This is a genomic window from Mesorhizobium sp. CNPSo 4688 (assembly GCF_057784295.1).
This window is the reverse complement of record NZ_JBWLUY010000018.1, coordinates 1-24763: the sequence shown is the minus strand read 5'-3', so window position 1 is coordinate 24763 and position 24763 is coordinate 1. Positions and strand designations below refer to the sequence as shown.

The following is a 24763-nucleotide window of genomic DNA, read 5'->3' as shown; positions in this document are numbered from 1 at the left end:
TGAACCGCTCTAGGTGTTTTTGTGCTTGCGTCACACGGAAGGAGCGACTGCTGAGGCGAAGTCGCGATATGAGCGCAGGGGGCGGCCCAGAAGCGCCGTCAGGCGCTCGACGTCGCCGGCCTCAGGCAGCATCCCGTCGGTGAAGAAGCGCTCGCCCATCAGGCGCATGTCGTAAGCCATCCAGGCGGGCAAGACCTGCTTGAGATTTTGCTCAAAGGCCTCTGCATTGTCGCCGCTGTAGCTGATCGGGCGGGCAAGCACGTCTGACCAGATTGCGGCAATATCCGTCCCGATCAGTGTCTGCGGACCGACGAGGTTGATCCGGTCGAGCGCCAGCGGCTCCTCGGACTGTTCGCGGCGCAGCAGCTCAAGAGCGGCGATCTCGGCGATATCACGGGCGTCGATCATGGCGAGACCCTTGGCGCCGATCGGCATTGGGTAGATGCCATAGCCGGTGATGGTGTCTTCGATCATCAGATCGTTCTGGATGAAGTAAGCCGGGCGCAAGATCGTAGCCTTGAAGTCCATCTGCTCGATCATTCGCTCGACACCGAACTTGCCCGCGAAATGCGGCACGTTCACATAGGCGTCAGCGTGGATCACCGACAGATAGACGATCCGCTCGATGCCGGCCGATCGGGCGACGTTCAGCGCGATCAAAGCCTGGGTGAATTCATCCGGTACCACGGCGTTCAAGAGGAACAGCGTGGAAACCCCGGACATGGCTTTGCGCAGCGAGTCGACGTCGAGAAAGTCGCCTTGCACGACGGATACGCCTGCCGGGAAGCCCGCCTTCGACGGATCGCGCACGAGAGCACGGACATCGGCGCCGCGCTTGACGAGGTGTTCGACGACTTGGCGGCCAATATTGCCGGTGGCGCCGGTAACGAGAATGGTCATGAAATTTCTCCTGTTGGATTGCTTGACACCTCCAATATGTGTGGCTCACAAAGCGCCCAGTAGACGGTAATTTTAGACACGTCGTCTCGCTGGTGGGACACTCATGGATCTTCTTGCCCTCGCCGATTTCAATCTCGTTGCCCGCCATGGTGGCTTCGGCAAAGCGGCAAGGGCCACCGGCCGGCCCAAGGCAACGTTGTCCCGGCGCGTTGGAGAATTGGAAAGCAGTCTTGATCTGCGCCTGTTTGAACGGGGTGCGCGTAACCTGAAGCTGACCGAGGAAGGACGGGCGCTCTTCGAGCGGACGGGGGCGTTGCTCGCCGAGCTGGACGAGACGGCTTCGGCGATTGCCTCGGGCGGTCAGAGGCCCAAGGGCAGATTACGGATCAGCGCACCTTTGCATTTTTCGCAGACTGCAATGGGGAGGATCGCTGCGGGGTTTTCCCTTAAGTATCCGGAGGTGAGGCTTGAAGTGACCACCGAAGACCGGCATGTCGACATGATCGAGGAGGGCTACGATCTGGTAATCCGGGTCAATCCCGATCCCGACGAAAGCCTGGTCGGACGGGCGTTTCTCCGCGACCGCCTGGTCGTTGTGGCGAGCCCCGACCTTCCTCGTACGACCGCTGGGCTCGCCGCTCCTGGCGTTGCTCGCGGGACAGGCGAGCGGCAAACTTGGCAGGTGAAGACACCCGGTGGCCGGTCAACAATTAGAATCGAACCTGTCCTCGCTTTATCAACGCTCATCATGGTCCGCGATGCGGTGCGAGCCGGCGTCGGCGCGGGACGGCTTCCCATTTCGTTGGTGGCCCACGACTTGGCCGACGGCACACTGGTGAATTGGGGGGATATTGACGGCCCCGAGATCTCTCTATGGACGCTCTACCCATCTCGGCGGCTGCTCAGCGCGCGAGTGTCGGCGTTCCTGGATTTTCTAAAACAGGCTTTTCCAAATGGGACGCCGGACGAACTAGCTGCCTATATTGGCAGGTGACGACAGACCGCTCAGCCAGAACGCCGCTCGGTTCTATCGATCAGAGCCTGCTGACAGACAGTTGTCAGGAGCCTTCCTTTATGGTGCCTTTGCCGCATGGCGGCGGGCAACGGAAAGGAAATCTTTTCATGACCATCAAGGCCAGCTGTCATTGCAGGGCGACGACATTCGAGGTTTCGCAAGCGCCCGAGACAGTAACGCAATGCACATGCTCGTTCTGCTCCAAGCGCGGCTCGCTGTGGGCCTACTACGTTCCGTCGCAATTCAAGCTCACCAGCCCGGCAAAGAATGTCTCCGTCTATCAATGGGGATCGAAGACCGTAAAGCACGGGTTTTGCGCCATTTGCGGCTGCGGCACCTTCACCGAAACGCCGGACTGGTCGACCGGCAAACCGGACTTCGACAACCCCAAGATATCGGTCAATTCGCGGCTGTTCGACGATTTCGACCTCGACAAGGTCGAGGTGGTCGTCATCGACGGCAAGAATCTCTGGTAGTCGGCCCCATCCACCGAAGCAGAAGAGCGGCGCAAGCGGGGGAAAAGCCGCTTTCGCCGTTCCGCTTTTCGCCGTATTTCATGGTACAAGACCCGTGGAAGGGCTGATATGCGCGGGCCGTAAAGGCCGCGGTTTGGAGAGGGACGTTATCTCATGAAAAAGACTGTGCTCGTCGCCGTTGCGACGGCTGTGCTGGTGAGCGCCTGCACGACCACTGATCCATATACCGGCGATCAGAAGATTTCCAACACCGCCGCGGGTGCAGGCCTTGGTGCCTTGGCCGGCGCCAGCCTTGGTCTGCTTGCCGGCGGCAATGACCGCCGCAATGCGCTGATCGGGGCCGGTATCGGCGCGCTGGCCGGCGGCGCCATCGGCGCCACGATGGACCAGAACGAGGCTGAATTGCGCCGCCAGCTGCAGGGCACCGGCGTCAGCGTCACCCGCACCGGTGACCAGATCATCCTCAACATGCCGTCCGACATTACCTTCAACGTCGACCAGGATGCAGTGAAGCCCGGCTTCTACCAGGTGCTGAATTCGGTGGCGCTCGTGCTGAACAAGTTCCGCCAGACCACGGTCGACGTGTTCGGCCACACCGATTCGACCGGTGGCGACGAGCACAATTTCGATCTGTCGCAGCGCCGCGCGCTGGCTGTCGCCAACTATCTGTCGGGACAGGGCGTCGATTCGCGTCGCTTCGCCGTCACCGGCTTCGGCAAGACCCGCCCGATTGCGTCCAACGCAACGTCGGCCGGCCGCGCGCAGAACCGGCGCGTCGAGATCCAGCTTTCGCCGCTTACCTGATCAGGTCGGTACGGACATGCGAAGGCGGCCCCGTAAGGGGCCGTTTTCATTTTGGCGCTCGGGTTCGCCAAACGATCTAAAGAATTAGATTTTTCTAATATTTTCTTCCCGCAGACCTTGGAAAGGACTAGCATCGGCGCTGTTCCAGAGGGGATGGGGCGGTACAAATGGCCGCGCGATCATCATTCTTCTTTCGCCCCGGTCTTGCGCGGCCAGATCATGAAATCTGGGAGGAATGCATGACAAGAACAGCTCGCCTTGGGCGTTGCGGCGTCCTCGTTTTGACAGGTCTAGTCTCTGCTTGGTGCTCAGTCGCCACGGCTCGCGCCGAGGACGCAAACAAGGCCGACATCGAAGCCTTGAAGAAATCGCTCGCCAAATATGAGGATTACACGGCCGCCATCCGCGACCTTTATCTGTCGACCGAAGGTTGCGTCTACTTCAGCGGCGAAAAGATACCCGGCACGATGGATTATCCAAAGGGCGCCATGGGCATCCATTTCGTCAATGTTCCCAGCGTCGGCCAGAAACTCGACCCGATGAAACCCAATGTCTTGATCTACGAGCCGACCAAAAAAGGCTTGAAGCTGGTGGGCGTGGAATGGCTGGTGCCCCTGACGCCGGACGTCAAGGAAGCGCCTAAGCTATTCGGCCAGAAATTCATGGGACCGATGGAAGGGCACTATCCGCTCATACCGAGGGAGTTCGTCCACTATGACCTTCATGCCTGGCTGTTCAGGGACAATCCGAATGGCATGTTCAGCCCGACGAACCCGAAGGTGAAATGCAGCAAGGCCGAGTTTCCGATGCTGGAAAAACCGACCAAGATGATGCCCGGCCCGATGTGACGGGACAGAAATGATCATGGCAAGCCGGGTGATCGGCTTGCCTCGCGAAATCGAAAACCGGAAATCAGACCTTGGCGACGATCTTCATGAAGGCCGGCATGTCGTCGCCGAAGCCGACGGTGCCGTCATTGTCTTCGCCGCCGCGGTTGTTGCGGGCAGGGCGGCTGTTGTTGGCGCGTTGCGGCCTTGTGTCGCCGCGTTCGGGAGCACGGTTCTCGTTGTTGCGATCGGAGACCTTGCGCTCGCTGTTTTCGGAGCGGATCGATTCCTTGCGCTGACGCCGTTCGCCGATGTCGGCGACCGCGGCTTCTGCCACGACCGGCTGTTCCTCGCGTGCGGCTTCTGCCGGGGCAGCTTCGCCGGGCTTGGCGTGACGCTCGCGCGGCTTGCGCTCGCCGCGATCCTTGCGGTCCTCGTCCTTGCGGCCGGCGCGGCGCGGGGCGCCACGGCCACGGCGGGGCGCTTCGTCCTCGCCGCCTTCGCTGGCGACCACCGTCGACAGGTCGCCGTCATGCCACTCGATCTTGTTGCCGATCAGCCGCTCGATGGCGTCGATGTATTTGGTGTCCGACTTGGTGGCGATGGTGAAGGATTTGCCCGAACGTCCGGCGCGGCCGGTGCGGCCGATGCGGTGGACATAATCTTCGGCGTGGATCGGCACATCGTAGTTGAAGACGTGGCTGACATCGGGGATGTCGAGGCCGCGCGCGGCGACGTCGGACGCCACCAGGTAGCGCAGCTTGCCGTCGCGGAAATTGGCCAGCATCTGCATGCGGGCGCGCTGATCCATGTCGCCATGCAGGGCCCCGGCGTCGAAATCATACTTCAAGAGCGAGCGGAACAGTTCCGACACTTCGACCTTGCGGTTGCAGAAGATAATGGCGTTCTTCAGCTCGGCGTCTTCGGCCTTCATCAGATTGCGCAGCGTCTCGCGCTTGTCCCACGGCTTCGAGCCTGACTTGACCAGTCTCTGGATGATGTTGGTTGCGGCGGACGCCGCCTTCGAGACCTCGACGCGCACCGGCGCATGCAGGAATTTCTCGGTGAGCTTGGTGATTTCCGGCGGCATCGTCGCGGAGAAGAACAGCGTCTGCCTTGTGAACGGGATCATTTCGCAGATGCGCTCGATGTCGGGGATGAAGCCCATGTCGAGCATGCGGTCGGCTTCATCGATGACGAGGATCTCGACGCCGTTGAGCAAGAGCTTGCCGCGCTCGCGGTGGTCGAGCAGGCGGCCGGGCGTGGCGATCAGCACGTCGGCACCGCGCTCGAGCTTCTTGTCCTGCTCGTCGAAAGAGACGCCACCGATCAGGAGCGCGATGTTGAGCTTGTGGTTCTTGCCGTATCGGATGAAATTCTCTTCGACCTGCGCGGCGAGCTCGCGCGTCGGCTCGAGGATCAGCGTGCGCGGCATACGGGCGCGGGCCCGGCCTTTTTCGAGGCGGGTGAGCATCGGCAGCACGAAGGAGGCGGTTTTGCCGGTGCCGGTCTGGGCAATGCCCAGAATATCCTTGCCGAGCAGCGCATGCGGGATGGCGCCGGCCTGGATCGGCGTCGGCTGGGTGTAGCCGGCATCGGTGACTGCGGAAAGGACCTTGGGCGACAGGCCGAGGTCTGAAAAGGTCAACGCTTCTGGAGCGGTCGTGGTGTCTGAGGACAAGTGTTGTTGTCTTTGGCTGGTTCGGGGAAGCGCAACGGCATCCGTCGCGGCAAGCACAGCGTGCCTGCAAGATTGGTATTGCGATTAGGCGCAAGCCCGCGATTTGTCAACAGAAACGGGCGGGATTGGTGCGATTGTGAAACGTAAGCTTAATCGCGATGCTTAATCAGGTAGTGTCTTTTTGCGCCGGCTCAATAGCGAAACTGCTCGGCGAGAATGCGTTCGTTCCACGAATGGTTGGGGTCAAACAGCAGCGTCGCCGTCGCGCTCAGTGATTCCCGAACCGTGACGGAAGCCACCGCCTTGACCTCGGTGTGGTCGGCAGCGGCGTTCACCGGGCGCTTTTCCGGCTCCAGAATATCGAAGCGAACGGTCGCCTTGTTGGACAACAGGGCACCCCGCCAACGGCGCGGCCGGAACGGGCTCACCGGGGTCAGCGCGAGCAGCGGCGCGTCGAGCGGCAGGATCGGCCCGTGCGCCGACAGATTGTAGGCGGTGGAGCCGGCCGGCGTCGCGATCATCACGCCGTCGCAGTTCAGTTCCTCGATCCGGACCTGTTCGTCGACGGTGATGCGGATTTTTGCGGTCTGATAGGATTGGCGCCACAGCGCCACTTCGTTGATGGCAAGTGCTGAAACCGTCTCGCCCTCATGCGTCACCGCCAGCATCTCCAGCGGCCGGATCGTTTCGGCGACGGCGGCGGCGATGCGTTCGGTGAGGCCGCCGACGCGGTATTCGTTCATCAGGAAACCGATGGTGCCACGGTTCATGCCGTAGACCTTCTTTCCCGTGCTCATCGTGTCGCGCAAGGTCTGCAGCAGGAAGCCGTCGCCGCCCAGCGCCACCACCACCTCGGCGTCCTCGAACGAGGCCTGGCCATAGCGGGCCGACAGGCTTTCCATCGCCGCCCTGGCATCGGCGGTGTCGGACGAGACGAAGGCGAGACTGGCGTTGCTCATGACTTCCCGATGGCGGTCGGCGGCGGTTGCGTGGGGTAGCATGGGCAAGCGCATCTGCAAAGGGAGGCCGCGTCCGGTCCCACCGCGGCTGCGCCGGAGCAAAAATCAGCTTCTCTCGCTTCATGTCGCCGGAGAGGCGAATGTGATGGTTAAGAGCGAGCTTAAACACTCGTAAAGCCCGATCGATCATGTTAGCCGGCAGAGGATGGGTGGCTGGGGGGCTAGCCAGTTGAGACCTGTCTATTGCCGGTGACACGCCTGATTATCGTCTTCCTCATGCTGGGAAGTTTCGCGCTTCTCTTCGCCGAACTGGTGCGGCAGTCCGAGGACATGAGTTCCAGGCCAAGGCCGACGGCCTCACGCTGCGGCGACGCCAGCATGCCATGCCCGCAGAACGCATTGTAGGCTGAAGCCGCAACCGATCCGCCGACGGCGATCCATCGCTCACTGAATCTGTAGGTTTGACGGCATCGACCACGCGTCGTCGACGTCTGGCCCATACCGTCGCCATGCCAGCAAAAAGATATTGACTGTATGTTTAGTAATTAATACCGTTGTGGACATACCGAGTTGGTCAGCCGGCATCCGCCGGTGAATGACCACCAGGACGAAGGGAACATACGGACTCGAGGCGGCAATCCCGCCGGTCCCGACAATGGGAGACAATAAGCATGCAGCTGAAATCCACCGCGACGGCGCTCGGCCTGTCGCTGCTGGCGATGACCGGCATTGCCCGCGCCGATGGCGAACTCCAGATCTACAATTGGGGCAACTACACCAGTCCGGAGCTGATCAAGAAGTTCGAGGAGACCTACAAGATCAAGGTCACCGTCACCGACTACGATTCCAACGACACCGCCTTGGCCAAGGTTCGCCAGGGCGCTTCCGGCTACGACATCGTCGTGCCCTCGGCCAGTGTCATGCCGATCTGGATCAGCGAAGGCCTGCTGCTGGAAACCGATCCCAACACGATGGAGAATTTTAGAAATGTCGATCCGAGATGGGTCGATGTGCCGTTCGATCCCGGCCGCAAATACTCAGTGCCGTGGCAATGGGGCACGACCGGGATCTCGGTCAACAAATCGGTCTATGCGGGCGATCCGAATACGTCCGCGATTTTCCTCGATCCGCCGCCGGAACTCGTCGGCAAGATCAATGTCGTGCCCGAAATGGGGGACATCATGTTCCTGGCCATTGCCTATGAGGGCGGCAAGTATTGCACCGACGACAAGGCGCTGCTGAAGAAGGTGCATGACAAGCTAGTCGAGGCGAAGGGCAAATGGCTATCGCTCGATTACGCTGCCGTTGATGGCCTCGGCCGAGGCGACATTGCCGCCGGCGTCAACTGGAACGGCATATCGCTGCGCGAGCGGATTGAGAACGACAAGATCGTCTACGGCTATCCCAAGGAAGGCTTTCCGATCTGGATGGACAATGTCGCGGTGCTCAAGGACGCCAAGAACGTCGAGAACGCCAAGCTCTTCCAGAATTTCATCATGGACCCCAAGAATGCCGCGCTGATCTCGGCCTTCGCGCACTACGCCAACGGCATCAAGGGCTCCGAGCCCTTCCTGCCGGACGACATGAAGGGAGCACCCGAAGTGGATGTTCCGGCCGAATTTGCCGACAAGGGCCAGTTCATGCCGACCTGTCCCGCCGACATCCAGGCGCTCTACACCAGGATCTGGACCGACCTGCAGAAATAGCCGCGCCGCCAGTCGAATCTGACCAACAGCCATCGGGCCGCACAGTGCGGCCCGACCGTCCCTTCATGCCAGATGCGGTAAAGCCGCCGCGGGAGATTTTGATGTCCGACCTCGACCTTTGCTACATGCCCGCCAGCGAGGCGTTGCGGCTGTTCAAGGCGAAGAAGCTTTCGCCTGTCGACCTGATGCAGGCGACGATCGACCGCGCCGAGGCGACCAAGGCGACAATCAACTGCTTCACCTTCACCCATTTCGACGAGGCGATGGCTCTCGCCAGGAAGGCGGAAGCCAAATACGCCAAGGGCGCCAGGACCGGTGCGCTCGAGGGCCTGCCGATCGGCATCAAGGATGAGAGTTACATCAAGGGCAAGCCGACCTCGCATGGCTCGCTGCTTTCGAAGGACGCCATCGGTGGCCACACGTCGACGATGAACGAGCGTGTCATGAAGGCCGGCGGCATAGTGCATGCCCGCACGGCGACGCCCGAATTCAGCTGCGCCGGTTACACCTGGTCGAAGCGCTGGGGCGTGACGCGCAACCCCTGGAATCCGGACTATACGCCGGGCGGGTCGTCGGGCGGTTCGGCGGCGACGCTGGCCTCGGGCACATCGTCGATCGCCACCGGCTCGGACATTGCCGGCTCGATCCGCATCCCGGCCTCGGCCTGCGGCCTGGTCGGCTTCAAGCCGCCTTACGGCCGCAACCCCGACGAGCCGCCCTTCAACCTCGACTTCTATTGCCACACCGGGCCGCTGGCCCGAAATGTCGGGGATGCGATCCTGCTGCAGAATGTCATGGCCGGACCGAGCCCACTCGACATCGCCACGCTTCGCCCGAAACTGCGCCTGCCGCTCGACTACAAGCCGATCAAAGGCTGGAAGATCGCCTTCTCCATGGATCTCGGTTCTTTTGAGGTTCACCCTGACGTGCGCAAGAACACGCTCGCTGCCTGCGATGTGTTCCGCTCGCTCGGCGCTACCGTCGAGGAGGTCGACCTTGGCTGGGGCGACGAGGTGCTCAAGGCGGGCATGGCCTATCTGGAGCATCTTTTCGGCGCCTCGCTGTCGCCACTGCTCGCCAAGCACGGCAAGGACATGACCAGCTATGCCAGGCAGTTTGCGCAGGATGGGCAGAAGTCGAAGGCGACGGATTTTGTCGCGACCCTGGACGTAGCGGCCAGGATGTACCAGACGCTGGGGCCGTTGCTGGAAAAATACGACGTGCTGATCTGCCCGACAAACGCGCTTCCGGCGGTGCCGGCGGAATTCGATCAGACCAAAGGCAAGGTCGAGATCAACGGCGAGCAAGTAAACCCGTCGCTGGGTTGGGTGATGACGACACCGTTCAACATGCTGAGCCGCTGCCCGGTTCTGTCCGTGCCGTCGGGCCGCGCCGCCAATGGCGTGCCGACCGGCATCCAGATCGTCGGCCGCACCTATAGCGACGCCGATGTTTTCCGGGCGGCGATGGCCTATGAGACGGCTCAGGGTCAATGGTACATGAATGCCGGGACGCGCCCGTCGCTCTGAGTCCGCAACGCGCCGGCGTGCCAAAGCAGCGGCGGGATGTTTTCGCCGGGGAAAGGCTTGACGACAATGGCGCAACGCAAAGCCACCGCTGAGGCGGGAAAAGACAAGGCGACCAAGGGTGCAGCGAACGACGCCGCGCCCAAGGACCGCCGGCGCGAGCGCGGCGAAGCGAGCATCCAGCGCATCATCGACGCCACCATCGAGCTCATCGCGGAGGAGGGCTTGGCTAGCGTCACAATGCAGCGCATCGCCGAGCATGTCGGCTCGTCCAACGCGCTGGTGGTCTTTCATTTTCGCAGCAAGGAGAACCTGTTCCGGGCCGTTCTGCAGTATCTCAGCGATCAGTATGACGCGCTGTGGGTGACGCTGGTGCGGGCGCCCGGCCTGTCGCCTGTCGAGAGGGCGCTGGGCGCGGTCGATTGCGCGCAGCGCTTTGCCCGGCTGCATCCGAAATGGGTGTCGGTCTTCGTCGTGTTTTCCAGCGACCGCAAAAGCATGCAGATCTACAACGAAATCGGCCTGCCCAGCGATCTCGCCTACACCGCCGAAGCCCGCGATCTGCTGATAGAAATCGCCCGTGACGGCGGCTACACCGGCGTCGACATCGACACGTTATCGGAGAGCCTGAACTATCTGGTTCACGGCGCCTGGTATTGGGATCATCTCAACCCGTCCAGCCGTGACACCGACGTGCTGCGCAAGACCATGCTACTCCTGCTGCACCAGGCATTTCCGCGGCATTTTGAGTCGATGCGCTAGGCTCCCGATCAGGACGTTCCGAGCATCAAGCATGCGCTCAAACGTACCCTCGCCATTTGTTATTTCGAGGTGCCACCCTCAGTTGGGGAAATCGTCAATGAGGGCTTTTTTAAGCAGTCCCTAATATATACGATTTGATCAGCCGGCCTGGCTCCCAAGCCCTCGGGCCGGTCAGGCCCGACAGTTCACGGATTCACCCCAATGATCTGTCGGGCCGCCTGGAAGTTTCCCTCGCTCAGAGACACGTTGGATTATGATAGGCGCATGCTCTGCATTTTTTGATCGAAAAGCGCGAGCTTGGTCATATAACCGATCCTGATCCTCGCGTCGCAGTGATCGCAGTTGAAGGCAGATATAACCTTCACCCACGAGCCCCTTTTTACGATTACATGGGAACAGTTGGGGCATTCAAATTTTAGGTACTCGTCCATCATTTTTTCTGAAATGGGCATGGAGCCACTCCCCCAGCAATGCACCGAAATTGAACGGTGGCGGTCTTCAGCTGAGCCACCAAGTGTGACTTGAACTTCCATGCTAAGCAATGGTTCCTGCCGGGGGCTTTGGGCTTACTGTGCAACAGACCAAAGTCGGAAATCGAAAAGAAGGTATTAGATCCCCACGCCATTTCTTCGTCCCGCACTCCCTTGAGGGACCAAAGTCTGACTCGCATACGCATTGGGCCCAGACGGGCAACAGACGCTTTCTTGGCGGCCGCTTTGGAGAGTAAAAAGAACCGCCAATGCAGACGCATGCGTGAGTGCCGTTATTGGCCTTCCGATCATCCAGGAGGGGCTCCTGGTTTACAGCGGTTGCCAATTTCAAGCGCCTTCGAGGGCCGAAAAGTGATCATCGAGCTATTTGGTCCGGCCGGCTCAGGTAAGACCACTTTCGCTCATGCGCTTCAACGTCATCTGCAAGCACAAGGCTACGACGCCAAGGTAGTGCTTTCATATGAACCCGGTGTCCATCGCTCACCGCTAGACCCTGGTGGGTTCCGCTATGCACTACACCGTCTTGCCATATCAACGATCAGAACTGCCGCCTTTGCTTGTCACCCTATCGACAACGCCGAAGGGTTCAGACTGGCCGGCAAGCTGATAAGGATTCTGACGCCGAGAAATCCGATCTGGCTGATCAGGTTCAGTCAGTATCTCATGGCTCTCTCCCACGTTTGGCATCAACCGTACGACGCTCGTCAGATTGTGATCTTCGACCAAGGTTTTATCCAGCTTGTCGTTTCATTAGGCGTGTTCAGCGGCGTTTCGGACATAGAGAAACTTAAATCTGCTTTGGAACTGATCCCATCATCGCATCTCGCCATAGCCACCAGCGCGGCCGAGCCATTGCTGTCACAGCGCCTGAGTGCTCGGCTCCTTCGGCAGACCTATTTGGAGCGCATGTTCGAGGCGGATTGCAGAACCAACCTGCAATCGATCCCAATAATCGACCACGTAAAAAGCATCCTTCTCGGCAGCGGCAGGTTCGTATTAAGCATCGATACGTCGGAGGAAGGCGGTCTGCAGGAAAGTGTAGCTCGAGTTGCAAGGGAGATTGGCGCGATGGGTTCTGATGGTGCAAAGCTGCGGAAACCTAACGCCCAACGCCGATAGAACTGCAGCTGCCCGTCGATATCGTGGCTGAGGATATTCTTCAGGCCGCCGGCAGGCGTCTTGGTGTTCGTCGTGTTCTCCAGCGACCGCAAGAGCATGCGGATCTACAATGAAATCGGCCTGCCCAGCGATCTCGCCTACACCGCCGAAGCGCGAGAGCTGCTGATCGAGATTTCGCGCAGTGGCGGTTATACCGGCGTCGACATAGACACGCTGTCAGAGAGCCTGAACTATCCGGTTCACGGCGCCTGGTACTGGGATCATCTCAACCCATCCAGCCGTGACACCGACGTGCTGCGCAAGACCATGCTCCTCCTGCTGCATCAGGCGTTTCCGCGGCATGTTGAGTTGTTGCGTTGATCCGCTCGGACACTGCCATAGGTGCCGGCGAGCTTGGCGCATTGCACCAGATACCCGTCGATCGGCTTGCCTTGGGTGTCGTACAATCGATTTCCAGAGGACCCTGTTGAGTTGTATCATAAAACAATATACAACTTAAAAGAGCATTAGTGGGAGGGGTATGGATGCAGTTTTCAATTTGGCATTGGGCGATCTTGCTGCTTCTGATCGGCGTGCCCGTCTTCTTCGCTGTCCGGTCAGCACGCAAACCTTCACAGGATAAGAGCGATCTGGTGGGGTTTGGGGGGTGGCTTTTGCTGCTCGCACTCGGTCAGACCGTGTCGTCATTGCGCACACTGGGCGAATTCGCTGCATCGATCGAAGGTTACAAGCAGCTGATGACGCTTCCCTACGGTCCGTTAACGACCTATGGCGAGGTCGTGTTGTTGCTGGCATTTCTGGTGCTTCAGCTGGTTGTTACCATTGCTATGTTTCGGCGCAGTCCCCGTTTCAAGAGGCTGTTTCTGCTCCAGTGGATTGCAATCCCGGTCGTGTTCGTAGTCGACGTTGTTTGGGTCTCCGCTCTTATTCACGTTCCGGTAAGCCAGATCCTTGCCGGAGATGCGCTGGTCAAGCCCATTGTTTCCTTCGTAGTGTCAGGAATTTGGGTTGCCTATCTCTACAACTCCGTCAGGGTCAGAAACACGTTCGACAGGGCTGCGGCAAGTGCGCAGATCGCGACTGCCTTTCAGTAAGGCGGGGGTTCGGTTTTTCGCTTGGCCGTCAGCAGTCCTCCTACGCCAAGGCTTCGGAGGACACTCCTTCGTCTAACGAGCTTCAGGTGGCTTGCCACCCGAAGCTCGAAGAGCGAAGGGTGGTGCCCCCGGACGGAATCGAACCGCCGACCTTCGGTTTACAAAACCGCTGCTCTACCAGCTGAGCTACAAGGGCACGGCGCTCCGGTTAGCATATTTGGTGCGCCAGTAAAGACAAAACTCCGTTTTCGATTGCTAATGGACCCGCCGGGCCTGCTGGCGCCGCCATGCTGAAAACCGCCAATTCCTTTCCTACATATTGTTGAGGTGCAATCGCCTGGTTAGGGGGGCTCGCATGATCAGACTCGTCATCATTCTCCCGCTCGTCGTCATCGCCTGGTTTCTCGTGGTGAAGCTCATCAAGGATGTGAAAAGCGCCAACATCGACTGGACCGGTATTGCCACCATCGTCGGTTTCATCGCGATGGCGTTCTGGCTGCGGCATGTCACGGGGATGGGGTAGGGGAGCGAATAGCGAATAGGGAGTAGCGAATAGGGAAGCTTTAGCTCCCGAACGCCATTTCGCTACTCGCTACTCACTACTCGCTATTCGCTTTGCAACCCTCCAACCCTTCGCTGTGGCGCGAAGATCCACCGAGGCGACGAGACCCTTGCCGCAGCAGGGTTTTGCCGGCCCGAAAAAAATCAAAAACCGCTTCGAACCTTTTTCGGCGCCGCAACGACAGATGATCAAGAGGCGGATGGATCGCCTCTAGCAACGAAACAAGGAGATCATCATGTTCACGCGCAAAATCGCTTCGGCCCTCATCGCCTCCACTGTTGCCGCCGCTTCGCTGGCCGGCACCGTCCAGCCTTCGTCCGCTCACAGCCACCACCACAACCGCGAAATCGGCATCGGCATCGCCGCCGGCGTTGGCGGCTTCGTCCTCGGCAGCCTGCTCAACCAGCAGCCGCGCACCGTCTATGTCGACGACGAGGGTGGCTCCTGGCACGTCCGCCGCTGCGCCAATCGCTACGCCAGCTACGATCCGTACTCCGACACCTACGTCGGCTACGACGGCTATCGCCACTACTGCCGCCTTTAACAGGTCGGTTTCAGGCAATGAAGAAGGGGCTCCACAGCCCCTTTTTCATTATTCGCGCTAGGATTTCTGCGTGTCGATCGGCAAGCCTGCTGCGCGGCAGGCATCCGCAATCGCGCCCTGATGCGTGTTGCCCATCGCGGTGAGTTCGAAGCTGTCGTCGGCATCCGGGTAGATCTTGCCAAGGAAAGGCTCATAGTCAGCAGAGCCGCCGGCAGCGTTCCTGTCATCGACAGAGCCGCATATCACGATCTCTTTGCGGCCATTCCTCCTGCGCTCGCCGGCAAGTATGGGTCCGAACCTCGCCGCGACAGGATTTTTCAAGTGCTGGCGCACGCCAATGGTGATGGTCTCCTCCAGGGCGAGCGAGACCGCAATCGGATCGGCGCGCTGGCTCGCGGCGGGTTCAGGTGGCGGCGGTGTTGTCGCCACGCAACCGCAAAGGCAAGCGAAGAGCAAAAGCTGGATCGTTTTCCACATGCTCGCCCTTTTGCATGCCTGCGAAAGCCGCGGCAAGACGGGCAACGTCCATGTGGTCGGCGATGTACAGCGATTTTGCGAAAGTCTAGTCTGCCACCCGAGCGCCAATTGAGGGGAGGGTGGCTTGGACGAGGACCCGAAGGAAGATCTGGTCGAAACGGCTTTTCGCAACGGCACCGTCACCACCGTCGGGCTCCTGCTCGCCTTTTCGCTGGGTTTCATCACCCACTGGGCCGCCAATCCCATTCCGTGGCGGGCCTACCACCTGGTCGCGGTCGTGCCGATCCTGATCGGCATCGCCTTGCAGATGCGGGCGCTTGCCATATTGCTCGACATCGCGTCGCTGCAACGACGCATTTTTGAGCGCGCCAACCGCATCTTCATCACCGGTCTCATCTTCACTGCCTGCGGCGTCGGCGGGGCGATCCTGCTCGATTTCTTCGAGATTTCGGTACGGAGCGCGTTGCCGGGCGCATGACGCCGAGAGACGAGGGCCGATCTCTCGGGTCGCGCGCAGCCTGAAAATTCGGCTGATCAGCCTGACTTATGTCCGCCGATCATCTTGGTCACTTCTGCTGCGGCATCGCGCACCAGCGGCCCGATCTCGTCCAGCCGCTCCGGTGTCACCCGCACTGTCGGCCCGGAGACCGAAACACCGCCGATCGGCTCGCCGAACTCGTTGAAGATGGCGGCCGCCACGCAGCGCATGCCGGGATGGCGTTCCTCGTCGTCGACCGACCAGCCGCGATGCTTGATGACAGCCAGATCATGGGCGAGCGCCGAAATGTCCGACAGCGTCTTGTCGGTGAAGCGCTGCAGGCCCGACTTGCGCAGGATGGCGGCGACGCGTTCCGGCTCGAGCTGCGCCAACACCGCCTTGCCGATGCCCGAGGCATGGAAGGAGCTGCGCGTGCCCGGGCGGAAGAAGGCGCGGATCGCCTGATGCGTCTCGACCTGGCTGACGAAAACGACGCAATCGTCCTCGGCGACGCCGAGATTGGCGGTTTCACCGGTCTTTTCCATCAGCTCCTGCATGACGACGCGCGCACGGTCGACCAGTTTGCGCCGGCGCAGGAAGGCCGCGCCCATGCGGTAGGTCTCGACGCCGATCGACCATAGCTGGTCCGACGTATCGAATTCGACCATGCCGTGGTTCTGTAGCGTCGTCAGCATGCGGTAGGCGGTGGACGCGGCAAGTTCGCTGCGCGCCGAAATCTCGCTCAGCGACAGGCCGCTGCCTTCGGCAACGATGGCCAGGATGCGCAAGGCGCGGTCGAGCGACTGCACCGAACCGGCCTCGGCCGGGCCGTTGAAGGCGCGGGGACGGCCGCGCTGGCGTTTTTCGCTGGTCTCCATGGCGGCATTGTCGCCGATTTCTCCAAAAGCACAATGAAAAAGTTTTTCACTTATTTTTCGAGCCGGATTCGTGGAAAACGAAAAATCCAGTAAAATCAGTCGATAGAAGCCGTTTTCTCGAAATGAAAAAATATTCTGAAAAAATTGAAAAATGAATGAGGCGCTGGCATTGTCAGCCAACCAACAATCTTGCGGAGGCTGGACATGGCCAGGATGCGCGCTGTCGATGCAGCGGTTCTCGTTCTCGAAAAGGAAGGCATTTCCTGCGGCTTCGGCGTGCCGGGGGCAGCGATCAATCCATTCTATTCGGCGCTGAAGGCGCGGGGCTCGATCCGTCACATACTGGCGCGCCATGTCGAGGCGGCGTCGCATATGGCTGAAGGCTACACGCGGGCCAAGGCCGGCAATATCGGCCTGTGCATCGGCACATCAGGTCCGGCCGGCACCGATATGATCACCGGGCTCTATTCGGCGGCGGCAGATTCCATTCCGATCCTGTGCATCACCGGCCAGGCGCCGCGGGCACGGCTGAACAAGGAGGATTTTCAGGCCGTCGACATCGCCGCCATCGCAGCGCCCGTCGCCAAATGGGCGGTTACGGTCATGGAGCCTTATCTGGTGCCGATGGCGTTGCAGAAGGCGTTTCATTTGATGCGCTCGTCGCGGCCGGGTCCGGTGCTGATCGACCTGCCGGTCGATGTGCAACTGGCCGAGATCGAGTTCGACATCGACGCTTATGAGCCGCTCGTCCCGTTCAAGCCGGCCATGTCGCGCGCCCAGGCCGAAAAGGCGCTGGCAATGCTCAACGCGGCGGACAAGCCTTTGATCGTCGCTGGCGGCGGCATCATCAATGCCGATGCGTCGGATCTCCTGATCGAATTCGCCGAGATCACAGGCGTGCCGGTCATCCCGACGCTGATGGGTTGGGGAGCGATCCCCGACGACCACCGACTGATGGCGGGGATGTGCGGGCTGCAGACCTCGCACCGCTACGGCAATGCGACGATGCTGGAAGCCGATTTCGTCTTCGGTATCGGCAACCGCTGGGCCAACCGCCACACCGGTTCGGTCGATGTCTACACCAAGGGCAAGAAATTCATCCATGTCGACATCGAGCCGACGCAGATCGGACGCGTCTTCGCGCCGGATCTCGGCGTCGTCTCGGATGCAGGTGCGGCGCTGAAGATGCTGCTCGACGTCGCCACCGAATGGAAGACGGCGGGCAAGCTGCGCGACTGGTCGGGCTGGGCGAAGGAATGCCAGGGCCGCAAGAAAACGATGAAGCGCAAGACGCATTTCGACCAGGTGCCGCTGAAGCCGCAGCGCGTCTACGAGGAGATGAACAAGGCCTTCGGCCGCGACACCACCTATGTCACCACGATCGGCCTGTCGCAGATCGCCGGGGCGCAATTCCTGCATGTCTACAAGCCGCGCAACTGGATCAATTGCGGCCAGGCCGGCCCGCTCGGCTGGACGCTGCCGGCAGCGCTTGGCGTGCGCGCCGCCGATCCGGATCGCACCATCGTGGCGCTGTCGGGCGACTATGATTTCCAGTTCATGATCGAGGAGTTGGCTGTCGGCGCGCAGCACAAATTGCCTTACATCCACGTCGTCGTGAACAATGCCTATCTCGGCCTGATACGCCAGGCGCAGCGCGGTTTTTCGATGGATTTCGAGGTCAGTCTGGCCTTCGAGAACGTCAACCGTACCAACGATCCCGAGGCCGGCTATGGCGTTGACCATGTCGCCGTCGCCGAAGCGATGGGCTGCAAGGCGGTGCGGGTGCGCAAGCCGGAAGAGTTCGCCGGCGCCTTCAAGGAAGCGCAGCGGCTGATGAAGGAGCATCAGGTGCCCGTGGTGCTCGAATTCATCCTCGAACGCGTCACCAACATTTCCATGGGCACGGAAATCGACAAGATCACCGAATTCGAGGACCTTGCCGAAAGCCATGAGGATGCGCCGACGGCCATCGTCCTCCTGGACTAAGCTTTGGCGGCAAGAAGGAGAAAAAGAATGCCGCGTTTTTCTGCCAATCTGTCGATGCTGTTTGGCGAGCATGAATTCCTGGATCGTTTTGACGCCGCCGCCCGCGCCGGCTTCAAGGGCGTCGAATATATCGGCCCGTATGATCATGCGCCTGACGTGGTCGCGGCGCGGCTGAAAAAGAACGGGCTGACACAGGTGCTGTTCAACCTGCCGGTCGGCGACTGGGGCAAGGGCGAGCGCGGCATTGCCGTTTTGCCCGACCGCGTGCCGGAATTCCGGCAAGGCATCGCCAAGGCGATCTCTTACGCCCACGCACTAGGCTGCGAGCAGGTCAATTGCCTCGCCGGCATCGCGCCGCAGGGCGTGGATCGCTCGGTGCTGGAAAATACCTTTGCCGAGAACCTGGCGTTTGCGGCGGAGAAACTGGAGCAGGCCGGCATCAGGCTGCTGATCGAGCCGATCAACACGCGCGACATTCCGGGGTTCTTCCTCAACTATTCGGACCAGGCGCTGCCGCTGATCGACCGCGTCGGCTCGAAGAACCTCTATTTGCAATACGACATCTACCACATGCAGATCATGGAGGGGGATCTCGCCCGTACCATCGAGGCCAACCTTGGCCGCATCGCGCATATCCAGCTTGCGGACAATCCCGGCCGTCACGAGCCGGGGACGGGCGAGATCAATTATCCCTTCCTCTACGAGCACATCGACAGGATTGGTTATTCCGGCTGGGTTGGGGCGGAATACAAGCCGAAGGTGGGGACGGAGGCTGGGCTGGGGTGGTTCCGGGCGTTCGCCGGGCAGGGGAGCGCCGCGGCTTAGGCCGCGTTTCACGCAGTCATTTGGAGAACAACAATGGAAACCATCGGCTTCATCGGCCTCGGCATCATGGGCGCGCCGATGGCGGGGCATCTGCTCGATGCCGGCTATACCGTCGTCGCTAGCGGCCACCGCTCGAAGCCGCCGGCCGATCTTGTCGCCAAGGGGCTGAAGTCAGTCACCGGCCATGCCGCCGTGGCGAAGGCGGCTGATATCATCATCACGATGGTGCCTGACACGCCTCAAGTCGCAGAGGTTCTGTTCGGCGACAATGGCGTCGCCGCCGGCCTCAGCAAGGGCAAGCTGGTCATCGACATGAGCTCGATCTCGCCGATCGAGACCAGGACCTTTGCCAAAAAGATCAACGACCTCGGCTGCGACTATCTCGATGCGCCGGTGTCGGGCGGCGAGGTCGGCGCCAAGGCGGCGTCGCTGACCATCATGGTCGGCGGCGAGGACAAGGCGTTCGAGCGCGCCAGACCTATCTTTGAAAAGATGGGCAAGAACATCACGCTGGTCGGTCCGAACGGCGTCGGCCAGACCACCAAGGTCGCCAACCAGATCGTCGTTGCGCTGACCATCGAAGCCGTCGCCGAGGCGCTGGTCTTTGCCTCAAAAGCCGGCGCCGATCCGGCCAAGGTCAGGCAGGCGCTGATGGGCGGACTGGCGGCATCGCGCATCCTCGAAGTGCATGGCGAGCGCATGGTCAAGCGCACCTTCGCGCCGGGCTTTCGCATCGAACTGCACCAGAAGGACCTTAATCTGGCGCTGGAAGGTGCCAAGGCGCTTGGTGTTTCGCTGCCCAACACCTCGACCACGCAGCAGCTGTTCAACTCATGTGCGGCTAATGGCGGGGCGAAGGAGGATCATTCAGCGCTGGTTCGCGCGCTGGAGCGGATGGCAGGACATGAAGTGGGTGAATAGTGAATGGCAAGCCGCTCAACCATTCACCATTCACTTTCCCAGGAATTTCCGCGCCGCATAAAGGCTCACCGCCGCCGCGTTCGACACGTTGAGCGAACGAATCGCACCGGGCATGTCGAGGCGGGCGAGGGTCGTCACCGTCTCGCGCGTCTTCTGGCGCAGGCCTTTGCCTTCAGCGCCCAGCACCAGTGCGATCTTCTCGCCTGAAAAACTGGTTTCGAGCTCCGCCGGACCGTCCGAATCGAGGCCGATGGTCTGGAAGCCGGCTTCGTGCAGCTGTCCCAGCGCGTCGGCCAGATTCTTCACCTCGATCTGGTCGATATGCTCAAGCGCGCCGGAGGCCGATTTGGCCAGCACGCCGGATTCCTGCGGGCTGTGCCGGGCGGTGGTGATCAGCGCGCCAGCGCCGAAGGCGACCGCCGAGCGCAGGATGGCGCCGACATTGTGCGGGTCGGTGACCTGGTCAAGCACCAGCACCAGTTTCGTGTCGCCGAGCGCGTCGAGGCGCTTGGGCTTCAGCGGCTCGGCTTCGATCAGCACGCCTTGATGGACGGCGTCCGAACCGGTGACCTTGTCGATGTCCCTGGGCTCGACCAGCTCCGCCTTGAACGGCAGAGCGGCGAGGTCGGCAATCGCAAGCCGCTCGGCGGCGTTGCGAGTCACCAGCATTTTTTTGATCTTGCGCCGCGGATTGTCGAGCGCGGCCCGCACCGTGTGCAGGCCATAGAGTCGCACCAGTCCGTCGGCGGCGTTCTCGCCCGGCGGCACCGGCTGGCGCGGCCGGAAGGCGGGCGCACCGCCGGCCTTCTCGTCGCGGTGGGCGCGGCGCAGCTTCGCGTAATGGGTATCTTTGGCGGTCTTGGGCGTGTTGTCGTTGCTCATGGCCGGCTTCTATAGCCGTGTCGCAAGGGCATGGATACAGGCAGAAAGCCGGCTTGCCGGGCGGGCTGTCAAAATCAGCGCATTTTGCCCAGACGTGCGGTTGACACCCACTGGCCTTGCCGCCATAAGGCGCTTCGCTGATTTCGGACAAAACCTTGGTTTCGACCGGATCGGCGAGAATGCCTCGTTGCAAGGCTTCGACGGCAGGCTGGAGAGGTGCCCGAGTGGTTAAAGGGGACGGACTGTAAATCCGTTGGCTTAGCCTACGTTGGTTCGAATCCAACCCTCTCCACCACTGCCAGCCCGTCAGCCCTGAAGCGAAGCGGGTATAGCTCAGTGGTAGAGCAGCAGCCTTCCAAGCTGAATATGCGGGTTCGATTCCCGCTACCCGCTCCAAACTTCCCAATTCGCATCAGATTTCAGCGAATATTTCGACGACGTTGCCGTCGGGACTTTTCGGTTCCCGGCTACACGCCGGTCGATCCATCGACCGCCAGGCAGTTCGCGGCGCTGGTCGAAGCGACGCCCGACAGCCGCAAGGCGGTGCCGGGACGTCTTGGCTGAAAATGCTGGAGCGAAAGCGGCGCCCTAGCTGTTGAAAGCCGACGCAACCTGGTGCTGTTGCGGCACCTGGCCGTTCGGCGTCAGCTTGTCGACGATGCCGGGCAGGGCGGTGGACAACTGCTTGAGCAGCTCCTGTTCGTCGAGCCCGGTCCTTTGGGCAATCTCGCGGATGACCTGCGGGCCGATTGCCCTGCCAAGATCATTGGCGTTGATCGGCTGGTTCTGCCCGGTGCCGACCCATGAATCGGCGACATTGCCGTGGCCGGCATCCTTCAACTTGTCGAGCAGCCCGCCCAGTCCGCCGAGCAGGCCGCCATCGCCGGAAGCCGTGGTCCCGATGGGGGCGGGCGTTTGAGGCTGGGCGGCGGGCTTGTCCGCCTGTTCGGCACTTCTGCCGCTCAGCATCTTTCCGACCAGCAGCGCGCCGAGCGCGATCATCAGCGGTTTGGTGATGTTGCCGCCGGGTACGGCGTTGTCAAAAAGTCCCATAGGTCCAATCCTCCATAGCGACCAAGCCCCGTCCCATTGGCTAGAATGGAGCGCGCAGGCCGAATTTCAAGTTGGCTTGAGCTTTTGACAATCATGTGACCATGATCGGCCAGCGGGGGGAATGGAGAGGAAAAATGGGCATCATCAGCTGGATCATCCTCGGCGTCATCGCCGGCTTCATCGGCAGCAAGATCGTCAACAAGACCGGCCAGGGCCTGATCATGGATATCGTGCTCGGCATTGTCGGCGCCATTGTCGGCGGCGTGATCTTCAGCGCCTTCGGCGCTTCGGGTGTGACCGGCCTCAACATCTGGAGCCTGATCGTCGCCGTGATCGGCGCGGTGGTCGTGCTGTGGGCCTATCATCAGATCAGCGGCAGGCGGGCGCTCTAAGCGCCAGTTCTGCCGAACTGGCTGGCTGCCGATACGTTGCCGTGAAGGCTAGGCGACGACGGTCAGCCTGCGCTTGCGTTCATCCAGCGACACGATCGTCAGTCCGCTCGCGACCACCAGCAGGATGCCGCACACGGCCAGCGCATTCGGGAACTGCCCGAACACCAGCACGCCTGAAATGACTGCCCAGACGGTGAAGCAGTAGTAGAACGGCGCCACGACGCCGGTCGGCCCGACGCGATAGGCCATGAAGATGAAGAAATGGCCGAAGATCAGGAAGAACCCGGCGCCGGCCATCAAAAGCAGGTGACGGGCTTCCGGCATGACCCAGCGCTCGGAAACCAGATGTGCGGCACCCGCGCCGATCAGCACCACTACGACGGCGGAAATGGCGACGATCATGCCCGGCACCTCGGCCGGGACCCTCCTGCCGGCGAGATCGCGCGCGGCCGACAGGGCAGCGTTGCCGAGCGCCAGCAAGGCATAGACCGAGATGCCCTCCATGGTCGGCTGCGCCACCATGACCGCGCCGACGAAGCCGAGCCCGATCAGCGCCGTGCGCACGCCGCCGATCCGCTCGCCGAACAGAATGGAGGAGCCGACCAGCATCAGGAGCGGGGTGATCTGCCCGAGCGCGGTTGAATCGGCGATCTGCATGTTGGCCAGCGCCACCACGTAGCAAAGGATCGCCGCCAGCTCGAGCAGGTTGCGGCGCAGCACGCGCCCGTCGAAGATCAGCGGGATCTGTTTACGATAGCCGAGCAGATACAACACCGGCATGCCCCACAGCGTGGCCGCGACCCCGCGCAGGAACAGCACTTCATAGGACGGTAAGCCCGCGGTAGCGAGCTTCATCATCGTGTCGTTGACGAGGTAGGACCCCGTCGAAACGATCATGAACAGCGGGCCGCGTATGGATGTCGGGATGAAATGCATCGGACGAGCAAATCAGACCGGCGGCGCAGCGGCAATGGGCCAGGCGCGGGCTGCCAATCCAGCAAGGAAGAGCCAGGACATAGCCGGGAGTTGCAGGACACGCGCTGAAGCCGGCGCCCCCATTTCATTTCCCGTCGCGCATTCCTATGTCAGCGCCATACCCCCGCAATCGGATCATCGGTTAGGACCGAGTGGACAGCGCACCCGGCCACAAGGCACTTGTGTTTTTCGGCCGTAGTCGCTAATCGCCCCGCATTCGACTGAACTGAAGGTCAAGGCCGTCCAAGGAAAGAGACTATGGCAAAAGGTAAATTCGAGCGCACTAAGCCTCATGTGAACATCGGCACGATTGGTCACGTTGACCATGGCAAGACGTCGCTGACGGCGGCGATCACGAAGTATTTTGGCGAATACAAGCGCTACGACCAGATCGATGCGGCGCCCGAAGAGAAGGCTCGCGGCATCACCATCTCGACGGCTCACGTCGAATACGAGACGGCCAACCGCCACTACGCCCACGTCGACTGCCCCGGCCACGCCGACTATGTGAAGAACATGATCACCGGTGCCGCGCAGATGGACGGCGCGATCCTGGTGGTTTCGGCTGCCGACGGCCCGATGCCGCAGACCCGCGAGCACATCCTGCTTGCCCGTCAGGTCGGCGTGCCGTCGATCGTTGTGTTCCTGAACAAGGTCGACCAGGTCGACGACGCGGAACTGCTCGAACTGGTCGAGCTCGAGGTTCGCGAGCTTCTGTCGAAGAATGAGTTCCCCGGCGACGACATTCCGATCGTCAAGGGCTCGGCGCTGGCTGCTCTGGAAGATTCGAACAAGACCATCGGTGAAGACGCGATCCGCGAGCTGATGGCTCAGGTCGATGCCTACATCCCGACGCCGGTTCGTCCGCTGGACAAGCCGTTCCTGATGCCGATCGAAGACGTGTTCTCGATCTCGGGTCGTGGCACGGTCGTCACCGGCCGCGTCGAGCGTGGCGTGGTCAAGGTCGGCGAGGAACTGGAAATCATCGGCATCCGTCCGACGACCAAGACGACCTGCACGGGCGTTGAAATGTTCCGCAAGCTGCTCGATCAGGGCCAGGCTGGCGACAACATCGGCGCGCTGCTGCGCGGCGTTGATCGTGAAGGTGTCGAGCGCGGCCAGGTTCTGGCCAAGCCGGGCACGGTGAAGCCGCACAAGAAGTTCGTGGCTGAAGCCTACATCCTGACCAAGGACGAAGGTGGCCGTCACACGCCGTTCTTCACCAACTACCGTCCGCAGTTCTACTTCCGCACGACCGACGTGACCGGCATCGTGTCGCTGCCGGAAGGCACCGAGATGGTGATGCCCGGCGACAACATCACGGTCGATGTCGAGCTGATCGTGCCGATCGCCATGGAAGAGAAGCTGCGCTTCGCCATCCGTGAAGGCGGCCGCACCGTCGGTGCCGGCATCGTCGTCACCATCAAAGA

Annotated in this window: 26 protein-coding genes and 3 tRNA genes; 20 read left to right on the top strand and 9 right to left on the bottom strand. The window is 61.2% G+C overall.

The features are described 5' to 3' along the window. Positions 1–30: 30 nt before the first annotated feature. Positions 31–900 (bottom strand): SDR family oxidoreductase, encoded by an 870-nt coding sequence (locus tag AC04SH_RS27765; RefSeq protein ID WP_488577372.1) that lies wholly within the window; start codon positions 898–900, stop codon positions 31–33. A gap of 103 nt (positions 901–1003) precedes the next feature. Between AC04SH_RS27765 and AC04SH_RS27760 the strand changes: the two genes are divergently transcribed. From AC04SH_RS27760 to AC04SH_RS27745, 4 genes are all read left to right on the top strand, one after another. Then, a complete protein-coding gene (locus AC04SH_RS27760) occupies positions 1004–1894 on the top strand; it encodes a LysR family transcriptional regulator (RefSeq protein ID WP_488577371.1) in 891 nt (296 codons plus the stop codon). A gap of 128 nt (positions 1895–2022) precedes the next feature. Then, positions 2023–2391 carry a GFA family protein gene (locus AC04SH_RS27755; protein ID WP_142864880.1) on the top strand — a complete coding sequence of 123 codons (369 nt, stop codon included), beginning with the start codon at positions 2023–2025 and terminating at the stop codon, positions 2389–2391. Positions 2392–2544: 153 nt separating this feature from the next. Further along, positions 2545–3195 (top strand): YiaD family glycine zipper/OmpA-like lipoprotein, encoded by a 651-nt coding sequence (locus AC04SH_RS27750; RefSeq protein WP_112564362.1) that lies wholly within the window; start codon positions 2545–2547, stop codon positions 3193–3195. Between the two features lie 239 nt (positions 3196–3434). Next, positions 3435–4043 carry a hypothetical protein gene (locus AC04SH_RS27745; protein WP_488577370.1) on the top strand — a complete coding sequence of 203 codons (609 nt, stop codon included), beginning with the start codon at positions 3435–3437 and terminating at the stop codon, positions 4041–4043. A 64-nt stretch (positions 4044–4107) separates the two neighbouring features. On the opposite strand, the gene AC04SH_RS27740 is transcribed toward AC04SH_RS27745, so the two are convergent. Further along, complete coding sequence (locus tag AC04SH_RS27740; RefSeq protein WP_488577369.1) at positions 4108–5703, bottom strand: DEAD/DEAH box helicase; 1596 nt, start codon at positions 5701–5703, stop codon at positions 4108–4110. Between the two features lie 191 nt (positions 5704–5894). Then, complete coding sequence (locus AC04SH_RS27735; protein WP_488577368.1) at positions 5895–6662, bottom strand: NAD kinase; 768 nt, start codon at positions 6660–6662, stop codon at positions 5895–5897. A gap of 671 nt (positions 6663–7333) precedes the next feature. On the opposite strand from AC04SH_RS27735, the gene AC04SH_RS27730 reads away from it, so the two are divergent. The 6 genes from AC04SH_RS27730 (at position 7334) to AC04SH_RS27705 (ending at position 13360) form a co-directional block, all read left to right on the top strand. Beyond that, positions 7334–8368, top strand: coding sequence for an extracellular solute-binding protein (locus AC04SH_RS27730; protein WP_488577367.1), 1035 nt, complete (start codon positions 7334–7336; stop codon positions 8366–8368). A 101-nt stretch (positions 8369–8469) separates the two neighbouring features. Continuing rightward, positions 8470–9897 carry an amidase gene (locus AC04SH_RS27725; protein WP_488577366.1) on the top strand — a complete coding sequence of 476 codons (1428 nt, stop codon included), beginning with the start codon at positions 8470–8472 and terminating at the stop codon, positions 9895–9897. Positions 9898–9963: 66 nt separating this feature from the next. Then, positions 9964–10656: a TetR/AcrR family transcriptional regulator gene (locus AC04SH_RS27720; protein WP_488577365.1), complete on the top strand. Its 693-nt coding sequence runs from the start codon at positions 9964–9966 to the stop codon at positions 10654–10656. An 842-nt stretch (positions 10657–11498) separates the two neighbouring features. Further along, the gene (locus AC04SH_RS27715; protein WP_488577364.1) at positions 11499–12266 is read left to right on the top strand and encodes a hypothetical protein; all 768 of its coding nucleotides are present in this window, start codon (positions 11499–11501) and stop codon (positions 12264–12266) included. Positions 12267–12326: 60 nt separating this feature from the next. Continuing rightward, positions 12327–12626: a hypothetical protein gene (locus AC04SH_RS27710; protein ID WP_488577363.1), complete on the top strand. Its 300-nt coding sequence runs from the start codon at positions 12327–12329 to the stop codon at positions 12624–12626. 164 nt (positions 12627–12790) lie between these two features. After that, positions 12791–13360, top strand: coding sequence for a DUF2569 family protein (locus AC04SH_RS27705; protein ID WP_488577362.1), 570 nt, complete (start codon positions 12791–12793; stop codon positions 13358–13360). 120 nt (positions 13361–13480) lie between these two features. Here the strand turns inward: AC04SH_RS27705 and AC04SH_RS27700 are convergent. Beyond that, positions 13481–13556 (bottom strand) — tRNA-Thr (locus tag AC04SH_RS27700). 159 nt (positions 13557–13715) lie between these two features. Between AC04SH_RS27700 and AC04SH_RS27695 the strand changes: the two genes are divergently transcribed. Together AC04SH_RS27695 and AC04SH_RS27690 are read left to right on the top strand one after the other, a co-directional pair. Then, on the top strand, positions 13716–13883 hold the full coding sequence (locus tag AC04SH_RS27695) for a hypothetical protein (protein ID WP_142864872.1): 168 nt from the start codon (positions 13716–13718) through the stop codon (positions 13881–13883). Between the two features lie 274 nt (positions 13884–14157). Beyond that, complete coding sequence (locus AC04SH_RS27690; protein WP_488577361.1) at positions 14158–14466, top strand: BA14K family protein; 309 nt, start codon at positions 14158–14160, stop codon at positions 14464–14466. A 57-nt stretch (positions 14467–14523) separates the two neighbouring features. On the opposite strand, the gene AC04SH_RS27685 is transcribed toward AC04SH_RS27690, so the two are convergent. Further along, positions 14524–14979 carry a hypothetical protein gene (locus tag AC04SH_RS27685; RefSeq protein WP_488577360.1) on the bottom strand — a complete coding sequence of 152 codons (456 nt, stop codon included), beginning with the start codon at positions 14977–14979 and terminating at the stop codon, positions 14524–14526. Between the two features lie 88 nt (positions 14980–15067). On the opposite strand from AC04SH_RS27685, the gene AC04SH_RS27680 reads away from it, so the two are divergent. Further along, positions 15068–15421 (top strand): hypothetical protein, encoded by a 354-nt coding sequence (locus tag AC04SH_RS27680; RefSeq protein ID WP_488577359.1) that lies wholly within the window; start codon positions 15068–15070, stop codon positions 15419–15421. Between the two features lie 56 nt (positions 15422–15477). Here the strand turns inward: AC04SH_RS27680 and bhcR are convergent, their stop codons facing one another. After that, positions 15478–16299 (bottom strand): HTH-type transcriptional regulator BhcR, encoded by an 822-nt coding sequence (gene bhcR / locus AC04SH_RS27675; protein ID WP_488577358.1) that lies wholly within the window; start codon positions 16297–16299, stop codon positions 15478–15480. 204 nt (positions 16300–16503) lie between these two features. Between bhcR and gcl the strand changes: the two genes are divergently transcribed. From gcl to AC04SH_RS27660, 3 genes are read left to right on the top strand one after another with little or no spacing between them, the layout of a single operon-like run. Next, complete coding sequence (gene gcl, locus AC04SH_RS27670; RefSeq protein ID WP_488577357.1) at positions 16504–18285, top strand: glyoxylate carboligase; 1782 nt, start codon at positions 16504–16506, stop codon at positions 18283–18285. 27 nt (positions 18286–18312) lie between these two features. Continuing rightward, the gene (gene otnI, locus AC04SH_RS27665) at positions 18313–19110 is read left to right on the top strand and encodes a 2-oxo-tetronate isomerase (protein WP_488577356.1); all 798 of its coding nucleotides are present in this window, start codon (positions 18313–18315) and stop codon (positions 19108–19110) included. A 33-nt stretch (positions 19111–19143) separates the two neighbouring features. Further along, on the top strand, positions 19144–20031 hold the full coding sequence (locus AC04SH_RS27660) for a 2-hydroxy-3-oxopropionate reductase (protein WP_488577355.1): 888 nt from the start codon (positions 19144–19146) through the stop codon (positions 20029–20031). 30 nt (positions 20032–20061) lie between these two features. Here AC04SH_RS27660 and AC04SH_RS27655 read toward each other — a convergent pair whose 3' ends face one another. Continuing rightward, positions 20062–20913 carry a TrmH family RNA methyltransferase gene (locus AC04SH_RS27655; RefSeq protein WP_477238214.1) on the bottom strand — a complete coding sequence of 284 codons (852 nt, stop codon included), beginning with the start codon at positions 20911–20913 and terminating at the stop codon, positions 20062–20064. Between the two features lie 210 nt (positions 20914–21123). Here AC04SH_RS27655 and AC04SH_RS27650 point away from each other — a divergent pair. Continuing rightward, positions 21124–21208 (top strand) — tRNA-Tyr (locus AC04SH_RS27650). Between the two features lie 27 nt (positions 21209–21235). Beyond that, positions 21236–21309: transfer RNA gene (locus tag AC04SH_RS27645), tRNA-Gly, on the top strand. Between the two features lie 192 nt (positions 21310–21501). Here the strand turns inward: AC04SH_RS27645 and AC04SH_RS27640 are convergent. Further along, positions 21502–21966: a YidB family protein gene (locus tag AC04SH_RS27640; protein WP_488577354.1), complete on the bottom strand. Its 465-nt coding sequence runs from the start codon at positions 21964–21966 to the stop codon at positions 21502–21504. Positions 21967–22100: 134 nt separating this feature from the next. On the opposite strand from AC04SH_RS27640, the gene AC04SH_RS27635 reads away from it, so the two are divergent. Then, positions 22101–22358, top strand: a complete 258-nt coding sequence (locus tag AC04SH_RS27635; protein ID WP_142864859.1) for a GlsB/YeaQ/YmgE family stress response membrane protein — start codon at positions 22101–22103, stop codon at positions 22356–22358. A 48-nt stretch (positions 22359–22406) separates the two neighbouring features. Here the strand turns inward: AC04SH_RS27635 and AC04SH_RS27630 are convergent, their stop codons facing one another. Beyond that, positions 22407–23294 carry a DMT family transporter gene (locus tag AC04SH_RS27630; protein ID WP_488577353.1) on the bottom strand — a complete coding sequence of 296 codons (888 nt, stop codon included), beginning with the start codon at positions 23292–23294 and terminating at the stop codon, positions 22407–22409. A gap of 297 nt (positions 23295–23591) precedes the next feature. Here AC04SH_RS27630 and tuf point away from each other — a divergent pair. After that, a partial coding sequence (tuf, locus tag AC04SH_RS27625) for an elongation factor Tu (RefSeq protein ID WP_473562770.1) occupies positions 23592–24763 on the top strand: 1172 nt, incomplete at its 3' end.